This window comes from Brevibacterium yomogidense, from assembly GCF_016107685.1.
Lineage (GTDB): Bacteria > Actinomycetota > Actinomycetes > Actinomycetales > Brevibacteriaceae > Brevibacterium > Brevibacterium yomogidense.
This window is the reverse complement of the sequence record NZ_JABASY010000001.1, coordinates 378,515-401,613: the sequence shown is the minus strand read 5'-3', so window position 1 is coordinate 401,613 and position 23,099 is coordinate 378,515. Positions and strand designations below refer to the sequence as shown.

The following is a 23,099-nucleotide window of genomic DNA, read 5'->3' as shown; positions in this document are numbered from 1 at the left end:
CCGGAACACAACGAAGGAGAGGCAATGACGACAGAAAACACTCAGGGCATCAGGCATTCGGAACTTCCAGGATACGAGGCAATCCTCGTCGATAGGAAAGGGCCAGTTGGCCTGATCACACTCAACCGCCCGGAACAGCTCAATAGTTGGGACTGGCTCATGTCAGCCGAGATCGGGCACGCTTTAGCGGGGTTCGACAGTGACGATTCCATCCGGTGCATCGTCCTTACCGGTGCTGGACGAGCATTCTGTGCCGGAGCGGGACTCCTACCAGCAGGTCGCACTTTTGATGGCTCGCTAACGAAAGAAGAGGCTCAGCGGCGATTCCCCGGCCAGCCAGCCAGCGCCGACCGCATCCGAACGCCCGTGATCGCGGCTGTAAACGGTTCGGCCGTCGGGGCAGGAATCACTATGGCGCTGCGGGCCGACATCATCGTCGCCGCTGAGGAAGCCAAAATCGGATTCGTATTCAACCGTCGCGGCGTCATCCCGGATGCGGACCTACTGTGGAGCCTGCCGCGACGAATCGGCTACCAACGCGCCATGGACCTCCTGCTTACCGGCAGGATCTTCGACGGGAAGGAAGCCGTTCAACTCGGACTCGCTACCACTGCTGTGCCGGCCGATGAAGTGCTCAGTACGGCGATGCGAATCGCCCACGACCTCGCAGAAAACGTAGCCCCGGTGTCGATGGCTATTACCAAACTCGTTGCCAGGGCCTTCCTCGAAACCAATGAACGCGAGGCAGCGCTGGATCTGGAGCGTCGGCTCTTCCGCTGGGCGGGGCAACACGCCGACGCGCCCGAGGGAGTATCAGCTTTCCGGGAGAAGCGGGCTCCACAATGGACGCTGTCGAAGACCCGGGACTTCCCGACGCACCTCTTTGATGACCGCGGTGATGACATGACTCCCAGCGAGTAGGAAGAAGAGGGTCTTCCATCTCGTACAGCAGCGCATTCTTCAAAAATACAGCGTGGGCGGGGTTCTTAACGAGCTGCGCTCAGCCACCGTGGTCCGCTAATTCTCTACATGTTCGAGGACGCCGACGTCCTTCACTCAGCACGCCGCTCGTGCCGGCCGTGAGTCGTCGACATGGTTTTATGGCTCACGCCCCCTGAGAGACGTGATGTGCAACATCGTTTTTTCGTGGGCGAGAAAGATATTCGTCGGAAGGGTGGAAAAATGGACTCAGCAACGTTCAATGGGAGAAGCTCTCACTTTGAGAGCTCAACGAGGTCGCTTTTGGCGATCGAGGATCTGAACGTGTCCTTAGGTGGCACTCAGTTATTGCAGAATGTCTCTCTATCGCTAAAACCAGGTGAGCTAGTCGGCCTCGTAGGAGAATCGGGGTCGGGTAAGACGCTGACGGGGCTGGGTATCATGGGGTTACTGCCGAACACCGCAACCGTGACGGGCACCGTCCGTTACGACGGGAGTGACCTTCTGACACTCGACGCCGCCGCCCTCCGCGACCTTCGTGGAGACCATATAAGCATGATATTCCAGGAGCCACGAGCATCCCTGCATCCCTCGCGAACTGTTGGCAGGCAAATGATAGATGTGCTACTGGCTCATGAAACAATTACCCGTAAACAAGCCCAAGCCCGAGCCATGGAGCTGCTCGATCTGGTTGGTTTGCCCAACCCTCGGCGCACGATGAACGTATACACGCATGCCCTCTCTGGTGGGATGTGTCAGCGAATCCTCATCGCAATGGCACTCCTATGCAACCCTCGGCTTCTAATCGCTGACGAGCCCACCACAGCACTTGACGTCACTATTCAAGCTCAGGTGATTGAACTGCTGCGGCGGCTCGCGGAAGAGTTTGACCTCGCGGTCTTGCTCATCACCCACAATCTCGGTGTAGTGGCCTCACTGTGCTCGCGTATCGTCACGATGTACTGCGGTCAGATAGTCAACGATGACGCCACAGACCGGCTACTGACGGCACCTCAGCACCCCTATCCAGCAGCCCTCCTCAAGGCTTCTGACGTCCATCTCGAAAGCCCCGACGACTGGACTAGCATCGCTGGCAGTCCAGCAAACCCGGCACGGCCTCCTGCCGGTTGTCGTTTCCACCCGAGGTGCCCATACGCCGAACTGCGGTGTTCGGAAAACTCACCGATACTTGAGGACGCACCGAATGGCGGTCGTAGTCGCTGCCTCAGGATTGACGAACTCACGTTGGACGGAGTGGCATGACCACACAGACTATTCCGACGTTCTCTATCACCGGGGCTGACCCCTCGCCGGCCCTACGAGTGCGCAATCTCGTCGTCCGGTACGGTCGTGGCAAAGATGCGATACACGCTGTCGACCGAGTCGATGTAGACGTCTCGCGCGGACGTACTTTAGGAATCATCGGCGAATCAGGGTCCGGGAAGTCGACACTCGTCAAAGCTATTTCGGGGCTGGCACCGGTCTCCGAGGGCACCATCGAAATAATTTCCAACTCGGGAACTTTACGACCCGCGAGCTCCTCCATTGGACGAGGAGGTCAAGTTCAGATGATCTTCCAGGACCCCGTCCTCGCGCTCAATGCTCTACGGCCGGTCTGGCAAAGCGTTGCCGAGCCGATGGAACCAGGCAGACTGATCACTCCTCGTCGCCTACGGGCTGATGCGGTTGAACTGCTCGGCCAAGTCGGCCTCGGGCCGGAGATTGCAGACCGCCGCCCGACCCATATGTCAGGCGGCCAGCGTCAGCGGGTGACGATCGCGAGAGCAGTAGCGTCCAGGGCACCGCTCGTGATGTGTGACGAACCCGTCGCAGCGCTCGACATCTCCTTGCAGGCTGGCGTACTGAAACTGCTCGACGACCTAAGGACCAAACTCAAGCTCACCTACGTTTTCATCTCTCACGACATGACGTCTATCGCCAGGATCGCTCACGATGTGGGCGTAATGTATCTCGGCCAACTGGTCGAGGTTGGTCCGGTGAACGAGGTTCTGAAGCGTCCTCGGCATCCCTATACGCAAGCTCTCATTCGCGCTGTGCCAAGAATCCGTGCCAACGCTGCTCGCATGGTGCCGCTCGAGGGCGAGATCCCGGACGCACGGCGGCCACCCTCGGGGTGTCGATTCCGAACGAGGTGCCCGTTTGCGCAGGAAATTTGTGCTCAGGAGAAGCCCCAAAACGAAGTCCTCGACGATCGCACGGTTGACGGACGTCGGCATGTAACCGCTTGTCATTTCTGGCGAGAGATCCGAGACGGTAAAGCGAATTATAGGGAGGAGTCTCTATGACCGCCAGCAATCTGCGACGCCGGAAAGTTATGGACGATGGCCCCGCGACAACACCTTCGATACCACCTCACGTTCCCGTCGAGGCCAGCACCAAGCAGAGCTCACGCGAGTTTCTTGCCCGCGGCTCACTTGGCAGGTTCGCGCTCAAGCGAATTCTAGTATTTCCGCTGACTGCGATCGGTGCCAGTCTCCTCACATTTCTGCTTGTCAAAATCATCCCGGGAGGCCCGGCATACGCCCGCTTGGGCGAGGAAGCAACGCCAGAGCAGGTGGCACGGATCGAGGAACAGCTTGGCCTCGACCGGCCTTTTATCGAGCAATTCCTCTCCTGGCTAGGAAAAGCACTAACCGGAGACTTCGGCCAGTCCTTCCAGACAGGGTTCCCAATTTCAGAGATGGTCTCCGAGACCCTGCCGGTGACCCTTCAACTCACCTTTCTAGCGATCTTCGGGACTTGTATCGTGGCAATCCCACTCGGAGTCTTCGCTGGTAAGCGGGCTGCTAGGCGGCCGGGTCGCTTGATTCGAAGTGTATCGGGCGTTGGGCTGGCGATACCAGATTTCTTCCTAGCACTAGTACTCATAACATTCTTCTCCGTTTGGCTCAGCCTGCTGCCGCAACTAGGATTCGTACCTTTCACCGAGAATCCGGCACAGAATCTCTACCATTTGTTACTACCTTCACTGGCGATGATTATGGGTGGTAGTGCCATCGTTATTCGTCAGGTAGGGGCAGCTATGGCGGACGCGATGTCAAGCGATTATGTCCGGACGGCTCGTGCCATGGGGCTCTCCGAGCGAACCATTACCTGGCGCTATGCCTTCCGTTCAGTACTCCCCGTGGTGCTGAGCGTGGTGGGCCTACTGTCACTAGGCCAACTGGGATCAACTTTGATTCTCGAGCAGATCTTTGTTTTGCCAGGCCTTGGACGAACGCTTCTCAATGCTATTAATTTGCTCGACTTCCCGGTGATCATCGGGATTGTCTTGGTCTACGTCCTAATCGCACTGCTAGTAAACCTCGCCGTCGACTTGCTCTCCGGGGTCGTCGATCCGACTGTCCGAAAGGGCATTTCATGAGCTTCCGTCTACTTCCCAACCGGAGTCTCCGACTACCTGCCGGAGTGTGGGTTGCCCTCACCACAATCATCGTTCTACTAGCTGGCTCGCTGCTCGCCCCCTGGATAGCCCCATATGACCCGATCGCGCAGGACCTAGCGGGCACACATCAGGCACCGAGTTGGGCGCACCCGCTCGGTACTGACAATCTCGGTCGGGACGTACTCAGTCGCCTGATATGGGGTGGACGGAACGCGTTCGGAGGAGTCGCTATCGCCGTTGGCGTCGCCATGATCCTCGGTATTCCGTGGGGTACCATTGCGGGATTCTGGCCGCGATACGTCGGTAGTGTGCTGATGCGTCTCAGCGACATAATGATAGCGTTCCCCCTACTGGTCCTTGCTATTGCGATCACCGGATCACTTGGTTCCGGTCTCGTCACTTCAATGATCGCTGTTGGGCTGGTACTTGCCCCCAATACGGCGGTGCTGACTCGAGCCGGAGTTCTCGTCGTCCGGGACAAAGACTTCGTCGCAAGTTCCCGGTTATCCGGCGTTCCCACTCCGATCCTTATCGTGCGGCATGTCCTGCCCGAAGCCCTGCGGCCGGTCGTGATCCAGCTGACTATCTATACCGGCTTGACCTTCGTCATCCAAGGCGCTATGGCATTCCTCGGCCTCGGCCCCCAACGCCCGACCCCGAGCTGGGGAAGCGATCTTAACGAGGCCTACGGGAACATTCTCAGCGCACCGCTGTTAATCCTTCCTCCTGGCATCCTTCTGGGCATCGTGGTGCTATGCGTCTACCACCTCGGCGATGCGCTACGGGACCGAATGAGCACGGCCTCAGCACTCGACACCCGTACCGAGAAAGAAGTCATCGTGGTTTAGAGTTGGATGGCTCGTCTCCCTACGGTCGCACAAGCAAACAGATAGGACTGCCTTATGACAAGACTTGAAGGAAAAAGAGGTTAACATTGGGGACCAGTAGTGATATGGCCGCATCGCGAATTGATGGTCGTACGCTGCGGTCGCAGCGGACCCGGCAAGCGATCGTCGATGCAAACATGGATCTGATGCTAGAAGGCAATCTCAGGCCGACTGCCGTCGAGATTGCCCGCCGTGCCGGCATTTCGACGCGGGCACTCTTCACCCACTTTCCTGACCTGGAGAATCTCTTCGCAGCTACTGGCGAGCAGACATTAGCCATCCAGTACGCAGAATACGAGCCGGTGCCAGCAGACCTACCGCTCGACGAAAGAGTCGAACGGTTTTGTCAGCAGCGCGCACAAATGCTCGAATCGATCGCAGGCGCCTCTCGCGCTGCTCAAGCACGGCTACCATTCTCGCCTCAGCTCCGCCAGAACCGGGCGCGGCACAATGCCCGGTTGCGCACTGATCTTGGATTGACCTTCGCCCCTGAAATCGCCGAAGCTTCCGAGGATGCGGATTTGCTGGTCACTGCTCTGCTTGTCGCATGCACTTGGCCAACGTGGATGGGGAGTCGGGACGACTTGGCACTTACGGTTCGAGAAGCAACCGCAATCATGATCCGCACCACCCACGCACTACTCCTGACATCAAGCCGGGCAAAAGACCCCCGCCCATCGAATTAGTGACTGCCGAAACCACCGGGGTCACTGTGATATGTCAGAAGTTCGTTGACAGTCTGCTACTTTGCGCCAAGAAAGTTTGTGTTGTCGTTGACTGGATCTGACGGCGAACTTTGACGCACTAAAGCGGCTCTTCGTAATTGAGGGTTTAGCCGGCGGCCCATCACGCGTCGGCGCGTCGTTGTCTGGATAGACGTTGAAGTCTCCCTGAAGATAGAAGTGCTGACACTCACCACGTGGAAGGTTTCGAAGCCGAACTTCGCCACGCCCGATCCTTATACCTTCTGCCTCCTGAATAGGCTTGATCTCACCGCCACCGGGCAGGACGCCACCGCGCCTTACGCTCTCTTCGAATGCCGGGTGATCGAGCCGGACGATTTCTGCCACGCCTTCGATTTCGTAGGCGCGCCGCGAGGGACGATCGCCCGCTCGCGCAACTGCCGGTGGTGACAGCCCTCCATCCCAACGCGGGTGTGCGTAGAAATCGGTGCCCTACTGCCGCTGCTTGTAGCTCCAAGACATGTTTCAGACAGCGGATCCTCGAGCGAAGTTCTCTCAGCTGGGGGTTCTGTGGGCATTGAAGTCGATCGTTATCGACCTGCTGGCCTATCGCCCAGGTCGCTGTGGTTCTCAGCGCGTCGTGGCATATGGTCAACACCGCGCTTCGTCCACAGCTAGGAGACGGCTGGGCGTCAGAGTCGGTTCGGTGTAGTTGTGTTGCCTTTCGTGGTCCAGGTGTATCGCCCGTCTGAGGTTGGAGTGATATCGACTTCGACAGTACGACTGCAGCTTTCCATGTCGTCGGACGACACAACTGCTCCGCTGTCTGTGACCGCGGTCAGCCCTCCAAGTGTCACGTGGCTGAGCAGGTGCTACGAACGACGGATCTTGCTCCTCTTCGAACCGATTTCCAATACCGGCTGCACCAGCCCGGACTCCGGTCGTCCACTACGTGCTTACCTCCGCAAACGTGGGAGGCGGACTTCATCACGATGAAGGGTCAGGTACCGGCGATCCGCGATGTCGCAGACATGTCAGACGCTCTGCGAAAGATTCGTGCGCTGGTTGACCCGGCGATCAGTGGTGATGCGGTCCCGGACATGACATGGGCTCCTGCCACCAGCTGGGTTGACTCAGCCCATCACCATGGCCCAGCCTTACTGATCCTGCTCCAGTTCAGGCACCTCACCGCGTCGACTGCGCATGGCGCAGCCATCGCGCCCGTGCCTCGTCCGTGAGTGCACCCAGCACGACGGTCCGCACCTGCATGTCCACATACTCGTCGAGTCCGACGCCCTGCGCCTGGAAGTACCAGTTCTTGAGAGCCCACGTGTGCGCGAGCACCAGCAGGTCATAGGCGAACAGTTCGGGCGGCACGTCCCGCAGGTCTCCCGCATCCACCGCACCGCGGACAGCGCTCACCAGCGGTTCCAGCGTCTCGATCTCCTGCCGCTGCACCTCCGTGAGCCCGTCCCGTGACAGCGACCGCGACTCCCTGTACGTGAGCACCACTGCGTGACGGTGGTCGTCGACCGCCCGGCAGAACTCCGCGAACGCCTCCACGACCGCCACCACCGGATCCTGCACACCTTCGACAGCCCGGGGCACCCGCGTGCGGAACGCGCCCAGCACGCGGGTGATGACGGCCAGGAGGATCTGCTCCTTGTCGGAGAAGTACTTGTAGAGCAGTCCCACGCTCACTCCTGCGGCGCGGGCGATCGCCTGCATGGAGACGGCGTTCGACCCCTTCTCCTGCATGAGGCCGATCGCGGCGTCGACGATCTGCCTACCGCGCAGCTCCGCGCGGGCGCCCTGCACGGCCGCGGACACGTCCGCTCCACCGATGCTCACGTGGTCTCCCTTCGGCCGTTCGCGTGTGGGGAAGCGTGAGTCACTCCCCCGTACGGGACGTTACCTCGTCGCGGATCTTGAACTTCTGGATCTTCCCGCTGGGTGTGCGGGGGAACTCCTCGAGGATGCGCAGCTCCTCCGGCCAGTACTGCTTCGCCACGCCCTTGCTCTCGAGGAATTCCTTCATCCCGTCGAACGTGAGCTCCTGGCCGGCCTTCACCGTCACGGCAGCGCACGCGATCTCCTGCAGCCGTGGGTGCGGGACGCCCACCACGGCGACCGTCTCGATCGCCGGGTGCTCGTAGAGGACGTTCTCCACGTAGGCGACGGGGATGTTCTCGCCTCCGCGGATGATGATGTCCTTCGTCCGCCCGCTCAGTCTGATGAAGCCGTCCTCGTCCATGATCGCGAGGTCGCCGGTGTCCAGCCAGTCCCCGACGAACGTCTCCGCGGTGAGATCCGGTTCGCCCAGGTATCCGACGAACAGGAACGGGCCTCTCACCTGCACGGCTCCTTCCGTCCCGGCGGGTACGACCTCACCCAGCGGGTCGACGGTCCGCACCTCCATGTCCCCCAGCGCCCGGCCGTCCGTCGACGTCACCTTGTCCGCGGAGTCCGTGGGCGCGGTCATCGTCACGAGCCCGCACTCCGTCTGCCCCCATCCGCCGAACACGCTCATGCTGGGGATCAGCTGCGTCGCCTCGTGCACCATGAGGCGGGGGATGGGTGCGCCCATGCAGCAGAAGTGCCGGAGGCTGGACAGGTCCCCGCTGGTCGTCTTCGCCGCTTCGAGGAGGTCGTGGAGGAAGGGTGTCGCTCCGGAGGTGTGCTGGATCCCGTGCTCGCCGACGAGCCGCACGAATTCCTCCCCGTCCCACACGTCCTGGTAGACACCGGTCCCGCCCACCAGCAGCGGCAGGCACACCCCGTACATGTAGCCGGTGAGGTGGCCGAAGGTCGATGCCATGTGGATGACCGACCCCTCCCCCAGTCCCAGCCCATCCGGCCACGGCAGTGCGGCGGACAGCACCGAGTTGTGCGTGTGCATGACCCCCTTCGGGTCCCCGGTGGTGCCGGAGGTGAAGAGGATGAGGCCCACGTCGTTCGGCTCCGGCCGCCGTGCGGCCCAGTCCACGTCCGCCGTCGAGGTGCCGGAGCCTCCCAGCTCCACGTCCCCTTCCGCCACCGCGCCCGAGGTGCCGGCCAGGAAGTCGTCCCACCGCACGAATCCGTCGCGGGCCGTGAACGGTTCCTCTCCGGGTGCGTCGAGGACGACGGTGAGGCGCAGGTCGGGCAGGTTTGGTCTCAGGCGATCGATCATCGCGGTGTAGTCGAACCTGCGGAACGTGCCGGGCACGACGAGGACGCTGACCTGCGCCTTCTTCGCCATGTACCCGATCTCCCGGTCGCGGTAGATGGGGATGAGTCCGTTCGTCACGGCGCCGGCCTTCTGCGCGGCGAGGTGGATGACCACCCATTCGTACCAGTTGGGCAGCTGGATCCCGATGACGTCGCCCGCCTGCACTCCGGCTGCGACGAACGCGCGTGCGCACGTGTCCACGTCATCGTGGAGCTGCGCGTAGGTGTGGGATCCGTAGGGGTCGTGGATCACGGCGGTGCCCGGGGTCTTCTGCGCCCATTCCTCGAGGTGGTCGAGGAGGAGGCGGTTCTCCCAGGCTCCGGTGGAGGTGTGCTGGTCGATGAGTTCTGCTGTGAGTCGGGTGTCGAAGGTGGTGGGCATGGTCTCAGTGCTCCTTTGCGCTGCGATCTGCTCGTGTGAGGGGTCCTGTGGAGCCCCATCCGGCCGGTCGGCCCGGTCCCGGGAGGGGACCGGGGCCTCGGCGGCGGTGGGAGGGCCGGGTCAGGCCATCGTGAGTCCGCCGGAGACGGACAGGGTCTGACCGGTGATGTAGGCGGAATCGGGGCGGGCGAAGAACGCGACGGCGTTCGCGAGGTCCTCCGGCTGGGCGAGGCGGCGCATCGGGATCGCCCGCTCCAGCGCGGTGCGCAGCTTGGGATTGTCCGCGGAGATCTCCGCGAACAGCGGTGTGTCCGCAGGTCCGGGGCAGACGCAGTTCGCGCTGATCCCGTTCCGGGCGACCTCACGGGCGAACGTCTTCGTGAAGGAGATGATGCCGCCCTTCGCCGCGGAGTACACCGCTTCACCGGTCGAGCCCACGCGTCCCGCGTCGGAGCCGATGCTCACGACACTGCCGGATCCGGCCTCGATCATGTGGGCGGCGGCCGACTGCGTGCAGTGCAGCGTGCCGATGAGATTGATCGCGAGGACGCGGTCCCACGTCTGCGGGGTCGATTCCATGAACGGCTCGACCTTGTCCCAGCCGGCGTTGTTCACGAGCGTGTCGATGCGGCCGAACCGTTTGACGACGGCCGCCGTCATCGCGTCGACGGCGGCGCGGTCCGTCACGTCGGTGGCGATGCCGATCGAGTCGTTGCCCAGTTCCGCGGCGGTCTCCTGCGACTTCGTCTCGTCGAGGTCGGCGACGACGACGGTCGCGCCGTCGGCTGCCAGGCGGGTCGCGATGCCCCTGCCGATCCCGGACGCGGCGCCGGTGACGATGATGATGCGGTTCTGCAGTGCGGACATGGTGTCCTCCTCGGACGGTGATGTGTGGTCGGGGTGCGGGCCCGCGTCGGGGTGGGTCACTGTGCGGGCGAGTGTGGATGTGTCAGGGGGCGTAGGCGCGGCCGGCGGACTGCCGGGCGATGACGAGCTTCATGATCTGGGCGGTGCCGTCGCCTATCTGCATGCCCAGCACGTCGCGCATCCGCTTCTCGACGTCTCTGCTGGTCATGTAGCCGTTCTGGCCATGGAGCAGCAGGCACTGGTGGACTGCGTGGTAGGCCTCGAGCGGTGCCCACCACTTGCACATCGCCGCCTGGGACGTGTGCGGGAAGTCCTCGTCGCCCAGCCACAGCGTGTTGAGGCAGAGCATGCGGGCGGCGGCCATCTTCGTCTCCGCTTCCGCCAGGGGGAACGCGACTCCCTGGAACTTCGACAGCGGCTGGTCGAACGCCTCCCGGTTCTTCACGTACTCCCACGTGTCCTCGATCGCGCGTGCCGCGGTGCCGGTGCACTGCAGGCCGATGAGTGCGCGGGAGAAGTCGAACCCCTGCATGACCTCGGTGAACGCGGCGCCCTCCGCGCCCAGCAGGTGGTCAGCAGGCACGCGGACGTCCTGGAAGTCGACGAGGCCGCGGGCGACGGCCGCCTGCCCCATGTCGGTCACCGCCGTTCGGGTGACGCCCCGCGCGTCGAGGTCGACGAGGAACGCGGAGATCCCCTTGCCCCTGCCCGCATCCGGGTCGGTGCGGGCGAAGATGACGGTGGCGGTCGAGGTGAGTGCCAACGACATCGACTTCGTGCCGTTGACGATCCAGTCGTCCCCGTCGCGGCGGGCCGTGACGGACGGGTTGCCGGCATCGGAGCCGGCACCGGGTTCCGACAGGCCGATCGCGACGGTGCCCTCCCCGGACGTGATGAGCCCGCAGTAGTGGGCTGCGACCTCGGGTGCGGCGTTCCGCGCGATGATCTGCCCCAGCAGCGAGCCGACCACCTGCAGGTACGCGACCGTGAGGTCGCCCCGGGCGACGGCCTCGGTGATGAGGCCGGCCGTCACCTTCGTGAGGCCACCACCGCCGAGGTCCCGGTCCAGTTCCGGTGCGATGAGGCCTGCCCGGCCCATCTCCCGGGTGAGGTCCGCCCCGATCCGGCCTGCGGCCTCCCGGTCGCGGGCCTCCGTGATGAGCCGCTCCTCGAACCCGGCGGCGGTGTCGACGAGCGCCTGCGCCTCGGGAGTGATGCTGAAGTCCATGGTGGTGCTCCTGAGGGTCAGAACCCGTTGACGTAGGGGGTGAAGTCCGCGGCGCGCTTCTCTGAGAAGGCGGCGGCACCCTCGTGCGACTCCGGTGAGTGCTGGTAGAGGTCCAGCGCACTCATGGCCAGGTGGGTGAAGCCCGTCTGGTGGTCGGAGTCCGCGTTGAAGGACTGCTTGAGGAAGCGCAGGGCGGTGGGGGCCTGACGGCCCAGCGCACGGGCGCGTTCCTTCGCGAAGTCCAGCAGCTCCTCACCGGGGACGATGTCGTTGACGAGGCCCCAGCGCTCCGCCTTCTGCGCGTCCATGAGCTCCGTGAAGTACCAGATCTCCCGCGCTCGCTTCTCCCCGACGACGCGGGCGAGGAACGCGGTGCCGAACCCGGCGTCGAACGACCCAACCTTGGGCCCGGCCTGGCCGAAGCGAGCGTGTTCGGCCGCATAGCTGATGTCGCAGAGGACATGGAGGACGTGCCCGCCGCCCACCGCGACACCGTTGACGGCGGCGATGACGGGCTTGGGCACGTCGCGGATGAGCTTGTGGAGCTCGGACACGCGGAACATGCCGTACCGACTGGGACCGTAGTCGCCGGTGGCCGCCTTCTGCTTGACGTCGCCGCCCGCGCAGAACGCCTTCTCGCCTGATCCGGTCAGGATGATCGAGCGGACGCGGGTGTCGCCCCACGCGAACGTGAACGCTTCGATCAGCTCGTCGATCGTCTGCGAGCGGAACGCGTTGAACGCCTCCGGACGGTTGATCGTGATGACCGCGAAAGTCTCCTCGACCTCGTAGAGGACATCCTCGAAATCGGGGACCTGTGGTGTGTCGGTGGGCATCGTCGCCTCCCTCTGTCACGGATGCGGGTGATCCGCGACGCTGAGTGAATCTATGTTCACATTAAGTGAACATGAGTTCACGCGCGGCGTCAAGAGGTTGGGGCAAGACGATTCAGAAAACGTACGAGTCGTCAGGCGCCCCGGAGGAACTCCTCCGCGAACGCGAGGAGTTCGAGGTCCTCGCCCGGTGCTGCGGCGAACTGGACGGACTCCGGAAGGGTACCGGCCTTCTCGACCCCCGCCCCTCCGGTCGTCGTGAGTGCGCCGTCTGCGTCGACCGCGTCTCCCGCGACCGGCACGGTGATCGCGGGCCACCCCAGCACGTTGAACGGTGTGGAGTACCGGGTGAAGGCGTCGCGGTGCTCGGATCCGACCTCGGCCCACGTGGGGACTGCCACCTCCATCGCAGGAGTGCGGATGACGTCCGCGTCGTCGAAGAGTCGCAGCGCGGATTCCCGCAGTGCGGTCTGCCCCGCGCGGGCCTCCTCGTACTGTGCGGTGGTGATGTCCTCGCCCAGGAGCGCCCGCTGACGGACGACAGGCTGGTACCGGTCACCTTGAGTCTCGAGGAACTCACGGTGCACCTGGTAGGCCTCGTACTTCCGGAGCACCTCGTACAGGCGCAGGGATTCGTCGATGACGGATGCCAGGAGCCGGCCCGCCGCGGAATCGTCGCCCGCCGTGAGGATCCGGCGAGCAGATCCGTCGGAGTGGGCGGAACGACCCGGCGGCACCCCGACTCCGGCCACGGCGACGGGACAGCCTCCCTCGATCCGGGTCGTGAGGAAGGCCTGACGGATGAGGTCGATGTCGAGCGCGAAGAAGCCGACGGTGTCGCACGAGTGCGCCAGGGGGAACACGCCGTAGACGGGAACCAGACCGAAGGTCGGCTTGAACCCGATGGTGCCGGTGCACGCGGCGGGGATCCGGACGGAGCCGGCGGTGTCAGTCCCGACGGCCAGGGGGACCGCACCCGCAGCCACGAGCGCTGTCGAACCGGAGCTGGAACCGGCAGTGCACAGGTCCGCGCCCCGGGGGTTGACGACCGGGCCGAACACGCTCTCCTCGCCCAGGATCCCGTAGGAGAACTCCTGACAGTTGGTCTTCGCGACGGTGAGCGCGCCGGCCTCTTCGAGCGCGGTGACGACGGGGGCGGTCGTGAGCTCCCCGCGGCCCGTGTCGACGGCGGAGCCCATCGACGTCGGATACCTCTCGATGTCGATGACGTCCTTCACTGCGACGGCGACGCCCTCGAGCGGGCGGCTCGGCTTGCCAGCTGCGACACGGTCCGCACTCCGCGCAGCGAGGGTCCGCGCGCGGTCCTCCGTCGTGACGGTGATCGCGTTGAGGCCCACGGACCGGTCCTCGAGGACCGTGAGCACCTCATCGATCGAGGGCACTCCGCTCGGCATGCTGCGCCCGCCCGTGTCGTTCCCACCCACCATGACCACCCCTTCATCGCACCGAACACTCCCCACAGTGATACCTCACTTCAAGGAATGGGCGGGAACCCATCCGACGTCAGGTGCGGGAGGAGAATACCCTGGAGGGCCTGTCGCTCAGCGACGGACCAGCGGTCACCCCTCCCTGTGCTCACCGGCCCCTACTCGAAGTACCGGCGGATGTTGTCCACCAGCATCGTGTCGATCTGCTCCTCCGTTACGCCGCGCTCCCGCAGCGCCGGCAGGACGTCCTCCGTGATGTGGCGGTAGTTCCACTGCGGCACCGCCTGCCGCTTCGCCTCCGGATCGAACCAGTCGATGAAGCACGCGGCGTCGTGGGCGAGCACCATCCGATCCGTGTACCCTTCAGCCGCCAGCCGTGCCACGGTGTCGACCCGCTGCTCGAACGGCAGGAGGACGTCCAGGCCGAACCGGTCCATCCCCAGGATCGACCCCGCGTCCGCGACCTCCTTGAGGTAGTCGACGTCCGTCGAATCCCCCGAATGCCCGATGACGACCTTCGTGAGGTCGACGCCCTCCTCACGAAGCACCCGCTGCGCATCCAGCCCGGAGCGCGTGTGCGGATTCGTGTGGACGGTGATGGGCGCACCGGTGCGCACGTGCGCCTGCCCGACGGCCCGCATGACCCGCTCGACACCGGGCGTCATCCCCTGTTCCTCGATCGCGCACTTGAGGAACGCCGCACGCACCCCGGTGTCCGCGATGCCCTCCGTGAGGTCTTTCACGAACAGCTCCGTGAGCGGTTCCGGCTGGTCGAAGAGCAGGCCGGGACCGGTGTAGTGGAACTGGAACGGGATCTCGTTGTACGTGTACAGGCCCGTCGCGACGACGATGGTGAGGTCGACCCGATCCGCGATCTGCTGGATGCGGGGGATGTACCGTCCCAGCCCCAGCACGGTGGGGTCCATGATCGTGTCGATCCCCAGCCGCTTGAGCTCCGTGAGGTCCGCGACCGCCTGCTCGACCATCGCGTCCTCGTCCCAGTCCTGGTAGTTGAGCCTGTGCTCCTCCCCCAGGACGAACACGTGCTCGTGCGCGTACGTGCGTCCCAGCTGCGCGCTGTCGATCGGACCCTTCACCGTCTGCACCGCGACCATGTCTGACCTCCTCCGGGCGTCCGTGCCCGTCCACAGGCGCCACGACTCTGTGACGCACAGCACAAGGCTACCTCCCGGCCCGGACCCGACCGGTCGGGTCCGTCACGCCTCGGCTACTGCGACAAGATCCGCAGCCGCTCCGGTGAGACGCCGGGGACCCTTCCACACGGCGGTGAAGGACCTGCGCAGGCCGGCGCCCGCCAGCGGGACCCGCAGCAGCTCACCCGTGTTCAGCTGCGCCTGCACGGCGCGCGCGCTCAGCACCGCGGGGCCCGCCCCGGACGCCACCGCGATGCGAACCGCCGCGTTGCTGCCCAGCACCAGAGCGGGCGGTGCCTGTGCACCTTCGCCGACCACCGCCTCGAGCGCCTCCCGCGTCCCCGAACCGTCTTCGCGCACGACCAGCGGGGTCGCCGCCAGCTCCTCCATCCCGACAGGGTCGGTCCGCTCTGCCCACGGATGGTGGGGAGCGATCACGAGCATCAGCTCGTCCTCCGCGACGACGTGGGCGTGGACGTCGTGCGGGACGTGCGGCGTCTCGACGAACCCCAGTCGCAGGCGGCCCGCCCGCACGTCATCGATGACCTGCGTCGAGTTCTCCACCTCCAGGTGGACACGGGTGCCCGGCGTGCGCTTCCGCAGTTCGGTCAGCCAGACGGGCACCAGGTGCTCCGCGATCGTCATGCTCGCCCCCACCCGCAGTTCCGGAGCCTCGTCGTTGCGGGCGATGCTCAGCCATTCCGTGAAATGGTCGGCTGCTTCGAGCAGTTCCCGCGCGTGCGCAGCGTAGACGAGTCCCGCCGGTGTCGGTCGGGAGCCACGCGGATGGCGGTCGAGCAACGGGGTCGCGGCATCGGCCTCGAGCCGGGAGATGAGGCGGCTCGCATTCGGCTGATGGATCGACATCCTGCGCGCACCCGCGCCCAGACTCCCCTCGTCGACGACAGCGACGAAGAGGGCGAGCGCCTGCAGGTTCGGCAGATCGACCGGTCGAGGATGCCCGCCGTCGACCCCATGCTCAGATGACATATCAGAATGATATGCCCCGGTGCGATTCTGCCGTCTACCGGCGCCCCCTCCCAGTTGGAAGAGTCGACCCCATGAGCACACCCCTCCCCGCGACACACGATCCCGCAACCGCACCCCGCACCCGCCGCGCTCAGACCGCCGGCGCCTTCCGCATGCGGCTCCCGGGGCTGGCGCTCTGCACGGCTGCAGGTATCGCCGCCACCGTCGTCGGGACCTTCCTGCCGGGGGTGAGCCCGCTCCTCATCGCGATCGTCGTGGGCATCGTCGTCGGCAACCTCGTGCCGCTGCCGCAGTCGACGGCCCCGGGCATCACGTTCAGCGCGAAGACGGTCCTGCGGGCGGGCATCGTGCTGCTGGGGCTGCAGGTCGTGCTGGGTGACATCGTGGGTCTGGGTGCGGGCATGATCGCGGTCGTCGTGGCGATCGTGGCGCTCGGCATCCTGGGGACCATCGCGATCGGCCGGGCGCTCGGCATGTCCCGGGTGCTCACCGTCCTCGTCGCGTGCGGGTTCTCGATCTGCGGTGCCGCCGCCGTCGGCGCGGTCGCGGGTGTCGTCGACCCGGAGCAGAAGAACGACGAGGACGTCGTCACGGCCGTCGCGCTCGTCGTCCTCTTCGGCACCCTCATGATCCCGCTCCTGCCCCTCACCGCCGGGCTCATCGGCTTCGACTCCACGACGGCCGGCCTGTGGGCGGGAGGCTCCATCCACGAGGTCGCGCAGGTCGTCGCGGCCGGTGGTGTGCTGGGCGGCGGTGCGCTCGCTGTCGCGGTGATCGTCAAGCTGGCGCGCGTCCTCATGCTCGCCCCCGTCATCGCGGTGCTCAGCTTGCAGGCCCGCCGCACGGCGAGTGAGGACCGCAGGGCCTCGCTCCCGCCGCTGGTGCCGCTGTTCGTCGCGGGCTTCCTCGCGATGGTCGTCGTGCGGTCGTTCGTCCCCGTGCCCGAGGCGGTGCTCACCACCGCGGGCATCGCCCAGACCCTGCTCCTGTCCACCGCGATGTTCGCGCTGGGCCTGGGGGTGAAGGTGAAGGCGCTCGTCGCGGTGGGGCCGCGACCGTTCGTCCTCGCCGCCCTGTCGACACTGCTCGTTGCGGGACTCGCGCTGGGCGGCATCCTCCTTGCTACGTGAGGTGGTACCCCGCCGCACCGCTGCTGCAGGATCAGACCACACGCGTCGCCGGGTCGTTCCTCAGTGCGTCGAACGCCTCACGGCACGAACGTGAGGCGTTCGACCGCCGCGTCGTGGGTGTCGCGCAGGTGTGTGCGGAGGGTCTCCGCGAACAGTGCGACGTCCTCCGCCCGCAGTGCGTCGATGAGCGCCCGGTGCTCCGCGAGCATCTCCTCGCGGCGCTCGATGAGCCGCTCGCCCTGTCGGAACAGCATGTACCGGCGGCGGTCGGCCAGCCGATCGCTCATCTCCTGCAGGATGACGTTGCCGCTCGCCTCCACGAACATCCGGTGGAAGCCGGTCGTGCAGTCGATGAACCGCCGCAGGTCACCGGCGGCCAGCGCGTCCGCCTGGTCCACGAGCGATTCCTCCAGCCGCGGCAGCAGCTTCTCGATCATCCCGGGGGTGGCACGCTGCACGGCGGCGGCCTCGAGGACGTAGCGGGCGTCCGCGATCTCCTCGATGTCCCGTTCGCTCAGGCCGTTCACCAGTGCGCCGCGCTTGGGGTAGATCGTCACCCACTGCTCTTCCTGCAGACGCACCAGCGCGGCGCGCACGGGTGTGCGGCTCATGCCCAGTCGCTCCGCGAGCCCGCTCTCGCCCAGCATCTCCCCCGCCGCGAACTCGCCTTCGAGGATCGCGTCGCGAAGGTTCCGATACGCGCGTCCCGCGGCGGACGAATCGCCCGGCGCGGACGGAACTTCGGCCTTCACCAGTCCACTCCCCTTCGCTCGACCCGTCGGCTCGTCCCGCGGGATCGTCCACCCAGTATCACCCGACCATCCTGCCTCCACACATCGGGACGCCCCTGGCCTTTCCGCAACAGTGCGACGCGATGTAGGATCCATCTTGTATCCCAGAAGCCCGCCCGTCTGCCCCGCTGAAGGACCTCCCCTCGTGTCATCACAGAAACTCACCCTCGCCAAGCTGTTCACGGCGCAGCTGTTCTCCGGTGCGGGGATCGCATCCGGCTACGCGGTGGGCGGCCTGCTCGCGGAGCAGATCTCCGGGAAGACCGCGATGGCGGGCTTCGCCCAGATGAGCGTCATCCTGGGTGCCGGGCTCGTCGCCTACCCGCTGTCCACCCTCGCCTCGCGGTACGGCCGCAGGACCGCGCTGACCCTGGGGTTCGGCACGGGCACACTGGGAGCGGCCATCGTCCTCACCGGTGTCGCGGTGGGCTTCCTCCCCCTCTTCATGTTCGGCATGATGCTGTGCGGGTCGTCGACCGCAGCCGGTCTGCAGGCCCGCTATGCCGCCTCGGACACGGCGAACCCCGCGAAGCCGGGACAGGCCATGTCGATCGTCATCTGGGCGACGACGGTCGGGTCCGTGCTGGGACCGAACTTCACGGAGCCGGGCTCACGCATGGGCGACGCCCTGGGCATGAACCCGCTCGCCGGTCCGTACCTCATCTCGATGGGCTGCTTCGCGCTCGCGGCCGCCGCCGCGTTCACCCTCACCCCTGAGCGCCACGCCCTCACGCATCCCACCGGGGACCAGGAGACGACGGCACGCTCCGCTCCGCAGGACCGCCCCCGGTTCGGCGAGGCGCTGCGCTACCTCCTGAGCCAGCCCCTCGCCCGCTACGCCGTCATCACGGTCATCACAGGGCAGATGATCATGACGAACGTAATGGTCATGACACCGGTCCACATGGACCATCAGGAGTTCGACCTCACAGCGGTGGGCATCGTCGTGAGCATCCACATCCTCGGCATGTACGTGTTCTCCCCCGTGTTCGGCTGGATGTCGGACAAGTGGGGGCCCCGGGCCGTCATCACCGCGGGCGCGGTGGTCTACACCGTGACGGTCGCGCTGGGAATCTACGATTCGCTGCTGCCCACCTCGAACTTCGCCATCCTCAACGTCGCGCTCTTCCTGCTGGGGGTCGGCTGGTCGATGTTCCTCATCGGCGGGTCGTCGCTGCTGGTGAAGAGCGTGAACGACCGCATGCGGGTCCCCCTGCAGGGGATGTCGGACTCTGCGATGAACCTGGGTGGGGCACTCATGGCCGCGTTCGCGGGCACCGCCCTCCAGCTGGGCGGATTCTTCCTCATCAATGTCCTCGCCGCCGTCGTCCTGCTCGTCAACATCGTCTTCGCCCTGCTGGCCCGCCGCCGGTCCCAGGCTTCCGCCGAGGCCCGGGAGACGATCTCCGCCACCGCCCGGTAGCCGTCCGGTGGCCAGGCGCATGCAGACGGGCAAGCGCCCTGGCTCCGGAGCGACCGCCTCCAGCCAGGGTCAGATTCCCGACCCCACCGCGGCACCCAGCCAGTGCACGAACAGGACGATGAGCGGTCCGCCCAGAAGGAAGTTGTTGAGCCCGTGCATGAGTAGCACGTGCCAGATGTTGCGCGTCCACAGGTAGACGAGGTTCATGACAAGGCCCGCCCCCGCGTAGGACAGGGTGAGGAGGAGGTGCCCGCCGAAGTTCTCGTAGTGGATCGCCCCGAACAGCAGGGCGTTGATGAGGATGGCGCAGGCAGCGAGCGTCTTGTTCGACCACACCGGCAGCCCGAGCAGCAGGGTGTGCCGGAAGACGAAGTCCTCGATGAGGGCGGTGACGGTGGGCCCCAGCGACAGGAACAGCAGCAGCAAAAGGGCCGCGTCCGGATCGACGGTGATCCGGGAGGCGGCATCCGGAACACCTTCCGTGAGGGGACGCAGCAGCGCACTCAGCACGCTGATGACAGCCTGAACGACCACGAGGCCCACTGCGACGAGTCCGAGGCTGCGCCACTTCGCCGTCCAGAACGCCCGCCAGTGCCGGGCGAGCATCTCTGCGTTCGCGACGACCAGGACGACGAAGAAGAGGATCCGCAGCGAGACGTCGATCGTGCCGATCACCTCCGCCTCAGCACTCATCATGCGGGCGATGTAGTACGCGAAGAACGTCGCGGGGATCACGAGCACGGCGATCGTGTCGCGCGCATGCCAGGTGAGACGGGTGGGCAGCTCCTCCGCACGGACGAGTTCGGTGAAGCGGCGGGAGGTGGAGGCGGCGGTGGAGCGGGCAGCGGTCATCGAGGTGCTTTCGTGTGATCGGGCGGGGCGTGTCATAGGGCGAGGCGTGTGAAGCGACTCAAGTCTCCACCATCACCCGCGGCCTGTCGTCCGGCTCCCGTACGAATCATCGCGGTGTGGCGTGGCCTTGCGTCATCCTCCGGCGTCATCCTCCGGGATGACGCTGCGGGTGAGCTAAGGGTGCCTCTCTCAGGTCGGCAGCATGGAGACGAGCAGATCCGCAGCGGCGTCCACGTCGAAGTCGTCGTCGAGTCGCTCCGCCACGATGCCGTCGATCGCCCCGCCGATGATGACGGCGAGCGCACGGGAGTCCCCTCCCCCACGTACATCGCCCGCGGGCAGAGTGGTCCCATCGGACGGGCGGGCGGACGCGGCGGCTCCGAGGAGACCCGCGAGCGGCTCCCACCGCTCTTCACGGGCGTGGTCGAAGCCCTTCTCCATCCCCACCTCCGTGAGGACGCCGGTGTGCTGAGGGTGGTCCCGCAGATGGGCGATCATCGCGCGGATGTAGGTGGCGGGCCGGTCGACGACGGTCGCCTGTTCGACCGCGGCGCCCACGGACGACACGAGGGCGTCGAGCACGTGCGCGTACGCCGCGCTCACCAGCGCGTCCTTCGAACCGACGTGGTAGAGGACTGCGGCCTTCGTGATGCCTGCGGCCTCCGCGATCCGTGCGAGCGATGCGCCCCCGTATCCACGCGTCGCGATCTGGTCGACGGTAGCTTCCAGCAGCTGCTCCCGGCGGGCCTGCTCCGTGAAAGTGCGCGAACGTCGTCCCTCAGCGCGGAGGGCATCCTGCCCGTTCTCCCTTGTCATGACTGCGCATCTTACCTTACGGTTGAATCACTGACCGATCGGTTAGATGAGGAGCCATGAAGCAGTGGACGCACCGGACGCCGTGGTCCCGCCGCAGGAAGGCGGCCGCCGCGCTCACCGTCCTTGCCGTCCTCACAGTCGCGACGATCTGCGCACTGCGCACCCCTTCACCCGTGGGGCACTGGGACAGCCCGGAGGGCCACGACCGCTACCTCCGGGCATACGACTCCGCGTTCACGGATCTGCCGGAACCTGACGAGACCCTCGACGTGCGCACCGACTACGGGCTGGTGCGGGTCTACCGCTTCGCGTCGACGCGCACCGACGGGGACGATCCCGAACCGACCGAACCCACCGGCACCCGCTCCGAAGACACCCCGGCAGCACCGGTCGACCCCCTCGTACTCATCCCCGGACGCAGCTCCGGAGTGCCGGTGTGGGCGGACAACCTGCCGTCGCTGCAGGTCATCGGCGACGTCTACGCGCTCGACCTGCTGGGTGAGCCGGGCAGGAGCATCCAGGAGAAGCCCCTCGAGACGGAGGCGGATCAGGCCGCGTGGCTCGATCAGACCCTCGCGGGGCTCCCGGAGGACCGGTTCCACCTCGTCGGTCTGTCGATCGGCGGCTGGTCGGCGGTGAACCTCGCGCTCCACTCCACCGAGCACGTCGCAGCGCTCACCCTCCTCGACCCACCGTTCGTCTTCTCGGACATCCCTCTCGCCACGATCCTGCGGACGATCCCGGTGAGTGTGCCGTGGACGCCCCGATCGTGGCGGGATGCGTTCTCGTCCTACACCGCAGGCGGTGCACCCGTCGAGGACGTACCGGTGGCCCGCATGATCGAGGCGGGGATGCAGCACTATCGGCTGCGTCTGCCCGCGCCCACCCGCATCCCGGAGGACGACCTGGCAGACATCGACGTGCCGGTCCTCGCTCTGCTCGCGGGACGGTCGGTCATGAATGACACGGCGGTCGCCGCCTCCACCGCACGCGCGGCATTCGGTGCGGAGTCCGTCCACGTGTATCCCGACGCGTCGCACGCGATCAACGGTGAGCACCCCGATGAGATCGCGCGCGACATCGCCGTCTTCACACGGAGTCTCAGGCAGCGGCAGCGCGCAGGATCGCCTCCGCGAACGTGAGGTCCTGCAGTGCGAAGCCGGAGCTGTCGAAGACGGTGATCTGCTCCGGGTCCGTGCGGCCGGGGGCGTCCCCGGTGAGGACGGATCCCAGTGCGGTGACCGGGACCTCGGGCGCGGCGTGCGAGAACTCGCCGATCGCCCGCGACTGGTCCGGCAGGTCGCAGAAGAGTGCGGCGCGCTCGTAGAGCGCCGGGCCGAGCTCCTGCTTACCGGAACCGTCGGCGCCCATGGCGGAGACGTGTGTGCCCGGGCGCACCCAGTCCGCGTCGATGACGGGTGCCATCGCGTTCGTCGCGGTGACAACGACGTCGGCCTGCCGGACGGCCTCTTCGATGCCTGCGGCCTCGACGGTGAAGGATCCCGCGCCCGAGGCCCCCAGCAGCTCCCGCAGCTCGCCCGCCATCGTCTGTGCGGCCTCGGGCCGGCGGCCCGCGACGATCACGCGGTCGAAGTCGCGCACACGGAAGGCGGCGCGGGCCTCGTAGCGGGCCTGGTGGCCGGTGCCGATCACCGTGAGCACACGGGAATCCTCGCGGGCGAGGGTCTGCACGGCGAGTGCGTCGGCTGCCGCAGTGCGGAAGGCGTTGCCGGCCGCCGCTTCGACGACCGCACGCAGGCGTCCCGTGTCCGGGTGGAGGAGGATGACCGACGAGCCGTGGTTGGCCAGCCCGTGAGCCTCGTTGCCCGGCCAGTAGCTGCCGACCTTGATGACCGCGGAGGTGCCGCTCGCACCGGACTTCACGGTGAAGCGATGGCCTTCGTCGGTGACCGGCGCGACGACGACCGGGTAGACGGTGCCGTCCGTGACGGAGGCGATGAACGCCTCCCTGGCCGATTCCAGCGCGAGCGCCTCATCGACGAGTGCCTGCGAGACGTCTTCGCTGATGACCTGGACGCTCATGTGCGACCTCCCCCTCC

The 23,099-nt window shown here is 65.9% G+C and carries 22 protein-coding genes and 1 pseudogene; 11 read left to right on the top strand and 12 right to left on the bottom strand.

Annotated elements, in window-relative coordinates:
- The first annotated feature begins 24 nt into the window (after nucleotides 1-24).
- From JFC09_RS01715 to JFC09_RS01685, 8 genes and pseudogenes are all read left to right on the top strand, one after another.
- On the top strand, nucleotides 25-921 hold the full coding sequence (locus tag JFC09_RS01715) for an enoyl-CoA hydratase/isomerase family protein (RefSeq protein WP_198392248.1): 897 nt from the start codon (nucleotides 25-27) through the stop codon (nucleotides 919-921).
- A 261-nt stretch (nucleotides 922-1,182) separates the two neighbouring features.
- A complete protein-coding gene (locus tag JFC09_RS01710) occupies nucleotides 1,183-2,202 on the top strand; it encodes an ABC transporter ATP-binding protein (protein WP_198392247.1) in 1,020 nt (339 codons plus the stop codon).
- Nucleotides 2,199-3,245, top strand: coding sequence for an ABC transporter ATP-binding protein (locus JFC09_RS01705; RefSeq protein ID WP_198392246.1), 1,047 nt, complete (start codon nucleotides 2,199-2,201; stop codon nucleotides 3,243-3,245). Before JFC09_RS01710 ends, JFC09_RS01705 begins: the two co-directional genes overlap by 4 nt.
- A complete protein-coding gene (locus tag JFC09_RS01700; protein ID WP_198392245.1) occupies nucleotides 3,242-4,324 on the top strand; it encodes an ABC transporter permease in 1,083 nt (360 codons plus the stop codon). Before JFC09_RS01705 ends, JFC09_RS01700 begins: the two co-directional genes overlap by 4 nt.
- Nucleotides 4,321-4,470, top strand: a pseudogene (locus JFC09_RS17035) (hypothetical protein); the annotation flags it as partial. The gene JFC09_RS01700 and the pseudogene JFC09_RS17035, both read left to right, overlap by 4 nt.
- Nucleotides 4,471-4,593: 123 nt before the next feature.
- Nucleotides 4,594-5,193: an ABC transporter permease gene (locus tag JFC09_RS01695; protein ID WP_198392244.1), complete on the top strand. Its 600-nt coding sequence runs from the start codon at nucleotides 4,594-4,596 to the stop codon at nucleotides 5,191-5,193.
- Nucleotides 5,194-5,297: 104 nt separating this feature from the next.
- On the top strand, nucleotides 5,298-5,918 hold the full coding sequence (locus tag JFC09_RS01690) for a TetR/AcrR family transcriptional regulator (RefSeq protein WP_198392243.1): 621 nt from the start codon (nucleotides 5,298-5,300) through the stop codon (nucleotides 5,916-5,918).
- A gap of 216 nt (nucleotides 5,919-6,134) precedes the next feature.
- Nucleotides 6,135-6,365: a hypothetical protein gene (locus JFC09_RS01685; protein WP_198392242.1), complete on the top strand. Its 231-nt coding sequence runs from the start codon at nucleotides 6,135-6,137 to the stop codon at nucleotides 6,363-6,365.
- A gap of 735 nt (nucleotides 6,366-7,100) precedes the next feature.
- Here JFC09_RS01685 and JFC09_RS01680 read toward each other — a convergent pair.
- From JFC09_RS01680 to JFC09_RS01645, 8 genes are all read right to left on the bottom strand, one after another.
- Nucleotides 7,101-7,766, bottom strand: coding sequence for a TetR/AcrR family transcriptional regulator (locus JFC09_RS01680; RefSeq protein ID WP_198392241.1), 666 nt, complete (start codon nucleotides 7,764-7,766; stop codon nucleotides 7,101-7,103).
- Between the two features lie 40 nt (nucleotides 7,767-7,806).
- Nucleotides 7,807-9,507: an AMP-binding protein gene (locus JFC09_RS01675; RefSeq protein ID WP_198392240.1), complete on the bottom strand. Its 1,701-nt coding sequence runs from the start codon at nucleotides 9,505-9,507 to the stop codon at nucleotides 7,807-7,809.
- A gap of 120 nt (nucleotides 9,508-9,627) precedes the next feature.
- Nucleotides 9,628-10,374, bottom strand: a complete 747-nt coding sequence (locus tag JFC09_RS01670; protein WP_198392239.1) for an SDR family NAD(P)-dependent oxidoreductase — start codon at nucleotides 10,372-10,374, stop codon at nucleotides 9,628-9,630.
- 82 nt (nucleotides 10,375-10,456) lie between these two features.
- Nucleotides 10,457-11,602: an acyl-CoA dehydrogenase family protein gene (locus tag JFC09_RS01665; protein WP_198392238.1), complete on the bottom strand. Its 1,146-nt coding sequence runs from the start codon at nucleotides 11,600-11,602 to the stop codon at nucleotides 10,457-10,459.
- A gap of 17 nt (nucleotides 11,603-11,619) precedes the next feature.
- Complete coding sequence (locus tag JFC09_RS01660) at nucleotides 11,620-12,438, bottom strand: enoyl-CoA hydratase-related protein (RefSeq protein WP_198392237.1); 819 nt, start codon at nucleotides 12,436-12,438, stop codon at nucleotides 11,620-11,622.
- Nucleotides 12,439-12,569: 131 nt separating this feature from the next.
- Nucleotides 12,570-13,883: an amidase gene (locus JFC09_RS01655; RefSeq protein WP_198392236.1), complete on the bottom strand. Its 1,314-nt coding sequence runs from the start codon at nucleotides 13,881-13,883 to the stop codon at nucleotides 12,570-12,572.
- Between the two features lie 158 nt (nucleotides 13,884-14,041).
- Nucleotides 14,042-14,998, bottom strand: a complete 957-nt coding sequence (locus JFC09_RS01650; RefSeq protein WP_198392235.1) for a phosphotriesterase family protein — start codon at nucleotides 14,996-14,998, stop codon at nucleotides 14,042-14,044.
- Nucleotides 14,999-15,100: 102 nt separating this feature from the next.
- The gene (locus JFC09_RS01645; protein ID WP_198392234.1) at nucleotides 15,101-16,027 is read right to left on the bottom strand and encodes a LysR family transcriptional regulator; all 927 of its coding nucleotides are present in this window, start codon (nucleotides 16,025-16,027) and stop codon (nucleotides 15,101-15,103) included.
- A 71-nt stretch (nucleotides 16,028-16,098) separates the two neighbouring features.
- Between JFC09_RS01645 and JFC09_RS01640 the strand changes: the two genes are divergently transcribed.
- Nucleotides 16,099-17,157: a YeiH family protein gene (locus JFC09_RS01640; protein ID WP_232483008.1), complete on the top strand. Its 1,059-nt coding sequence runs from the start codon at nucleotides 16,099-16,101 to the stop codon at nucleotides 17,155-17,157.
- A 77-nt stretch (nucleotides 17,158-17,234) separates the two neighbouring features.
- Here the strand turns inward: JFC09_RS01640 and JFC09_RS01635 are convergent, their stop codons facing one another.
- Complete coding sequence (locus JFC09_RS01635) at nucleotides 17,235-17,909, bottom strand: GntR family transcriptional regulator (RefSeq protein WP_332839611.1); 675 nt, start codon at nucleotides 17,907-17,909, stop codon at nucleotides 17,235-17,237.
- 184 nt (nucleotides 17,910-18,093) lie between these two features.
- Between JFC09_RS01635 and JFC09_RS01630 the strand changes: the two genes are divergently transcribed.
- Complete coding sequence (locus JFC09_RS01630) at nucleotides 18,094-19,371, top strand: MFS transporter (protein ID WP_198392232.1); 1,278 nt, start codon at nucleotides 18,094-18,096, stop codon at nucleotides 19,369-19,371.
- Nucleotides 19,372-19,440: 69 nt separating this feature from the next.
- Here JFC09_RS01630 and JFC09_RS01625 read toward each other — a convergent pair whose 3' ends face one another.
- Nucleotides 19,441-20,223: a CPBP family intramembrane glutamic endopeptidase gene (locus JFC09_RS01625; protein WP_198392231.1), complete on the bottom strand. Its 783-nt coding sequence runs from the start codon at nucleotides 20,221-20,223 to the stop codon at nucleotides 19,441-19,443.
- 189 nt (nucleotides 20,224-20,412) lie between these two features.
- Entirely contained in the window at nucleotides 20,413-21,039 is a 627-nt protein-coding gene (locus JFC09_RS01620; protein WP_198392230.1) for a TetR/AcrR family transcriptional regulator, read from the bottom strand.
- Between the two features lie 56 nt (nucleotides 21,040-21,095).
- Between JFC09_RS01620 and JFC09_RS01615 the strand changes: the two genes are divergently transcribed.
- On the top strand, nucleotides 21,096-22,181 hold the full coding sequence (locus JFC09_RS01615; RefSeq protein ID WP_198392229.1) for an alpha/beta fold hydrolase: 1,086 nt from the start codon (nucleotides 21,096-21,098) through the stop codon (nucleotides 22,179-22,181).
- Here JFC09_RS01615 and JFC09_RS01610 read toward each other — a convergent pair.
- On the bottom strand, nucleotides 22,141-23,082 hold the full coding sequence (locus JFC09_RS01610) for an ornithine cyclodeaminase family protein (protein ID WP_198392228.1): 942 nt from the start codon (nucleotides 23,080-23,082) through the stop codon (nucleotides 22,141-22,143). The genes JFC09_RS01615 and JFC09_RS01610 overlap by 41 nt on opposite strands.
- Between the last annotated feature and the right edge of the window lie 17 nt (nucleotides 23,083-23,099).

What these genes read in the sequence shown, in the direction of transcription:
- JFC09_RS01715 (WP_198392248.1), top strand. Translation starts at nt 25, where the DNA reads ATGACGACAGAAAACACTCAGGGCATCAGGCATTCGGAACTTCCAGGA.
- JFC09_RS01710 (WP_198392247.1), top strand. Translation starts at nt 1,183, where the DNA reads ATGGACTCAGCAACGTTCAATGGGAGAAGCTCTCACTTTGAGAGCTCA.
- JFC09_RS01705 (WP_198392246.1), top strand. Translation starts at nt 2,199, where the DNA reads ATGACCACACAGACTATTCCGACGTTCTCTATCACCGGGGCTGACCCC.
- JFC09_RS01700 (WP_198392245.1), top strand. Translation starts at nt 3,242, where the DNA reads ATGACCGCCAGCAATCTGCGACGCCGGAAAGTTATGGACGATGGCCCC.
- JFC09_RS01695 (WP_198392244.1), top strand. Translation starts at nt 4,594, where the DNA reads ATGATCCTCGGTATTCCGTGGGGTACCATTGCGGGATTCTGGCCGCGA.
- JFC09_RS01690 (WP_198392243.1), top strand. Translation starts at nt 5,298, where the DNA reads ATGGCCGCATCGCGAATTGATGGTCGTACGCTGCGGTCGCAGCGGACC.
- JFC09_RS01675 (WP_198392240.1), bottom strand. Translation starts at nt 9,507, where the DNA reads ATGCCCACCACCTTCGACACCCGACTCACAGCAGAACTCATCGACCAG.
- JFC09_RS01670 (WP_198392239.1), bottom strand. Translation starts at nt 10,374, where the DNA reads ATGTCCGCACTGCAGAACCGCATCATCATCGTCACCGGCGCCGCGTCC.
- JFC09_RS01665 (WP_198392238.1), bottom strand. Translation starts at nt 11,602, where the DNA reads ATGGACTTCAGCATCACTCCCGAGGCGCAGGCGCTCGTCGACACCGCC.
- JFC09_RS01660 (WP_198392237.1), bottom strand. Translation starts at nt 12,438, where the DNA reads ATGCCCACCGACACACCACAGGTCCCCGATTTCGAGGATGTCCTCTAC.
- JFC09_RS01655 (WP_198392236.1), bottom strand. Translation starts at nt 13,883, where the DNA reads ATGGTGGGTGGGAACGACACGGGCGGGCGCAGCATGCCGAGCGGAGTG.
- JFC09_RS01650 (WP_198392235.1), bottom strand. Translation starts at nt 14,998, where the DNA reads ATGGTCGCGGTGCAGACGGTGAAGGGTCCGATCGACAGCGCGCAGCTG.
- JFC09_RS01645 (WP_198392234.1), bottom strand. Translation starts at nt 16,027, where the DNA reads ATGTCATCTGAGCATGGGGTCGACGGCGGGCATCCTCGACCGGTCGAT.
- JFC09_RS01640 (WP_232483008.1), top strand. Translation starts at nt 16,099, where the DNA reads ATGAGCACACCCCTCCCCGCGACACACGATCCCGCAACCGCACCCCGC.
- JFC09_RS01625 (WP_198392231.1), bottom strand. Translation starts at nt 20,223, where the DNA reads ATGACCGCTGCCCGCTCCACCGCCGCCTCCACCTCCCGCCGCTTCACC.
- JFC09_RS01620 (WP_198392230.1), bottom strand. Translation starts at nt 21,039, where the DNA reads ATGACAAGGGAGAACGGGCAGGATGCCCTCCGCGCTGAGGGACGACGT.
- JFC09_RS01615 (WP_198392229.1), top strand. Translation starts at nt 21,096, where the DNA reads ATGAAGCAGTGGACGCACCGGACGCCGTGGTCCCGCCGCAGGAAGGCG.
- JFC09_RS01610 (WP_198392228.1), bottom strand. Translation starts at nt 23,082, where the DNA reads ATGAGCGTCCAGGTCATCAGCGAAGACGTCTCGCAGGCACTCGTCGAT.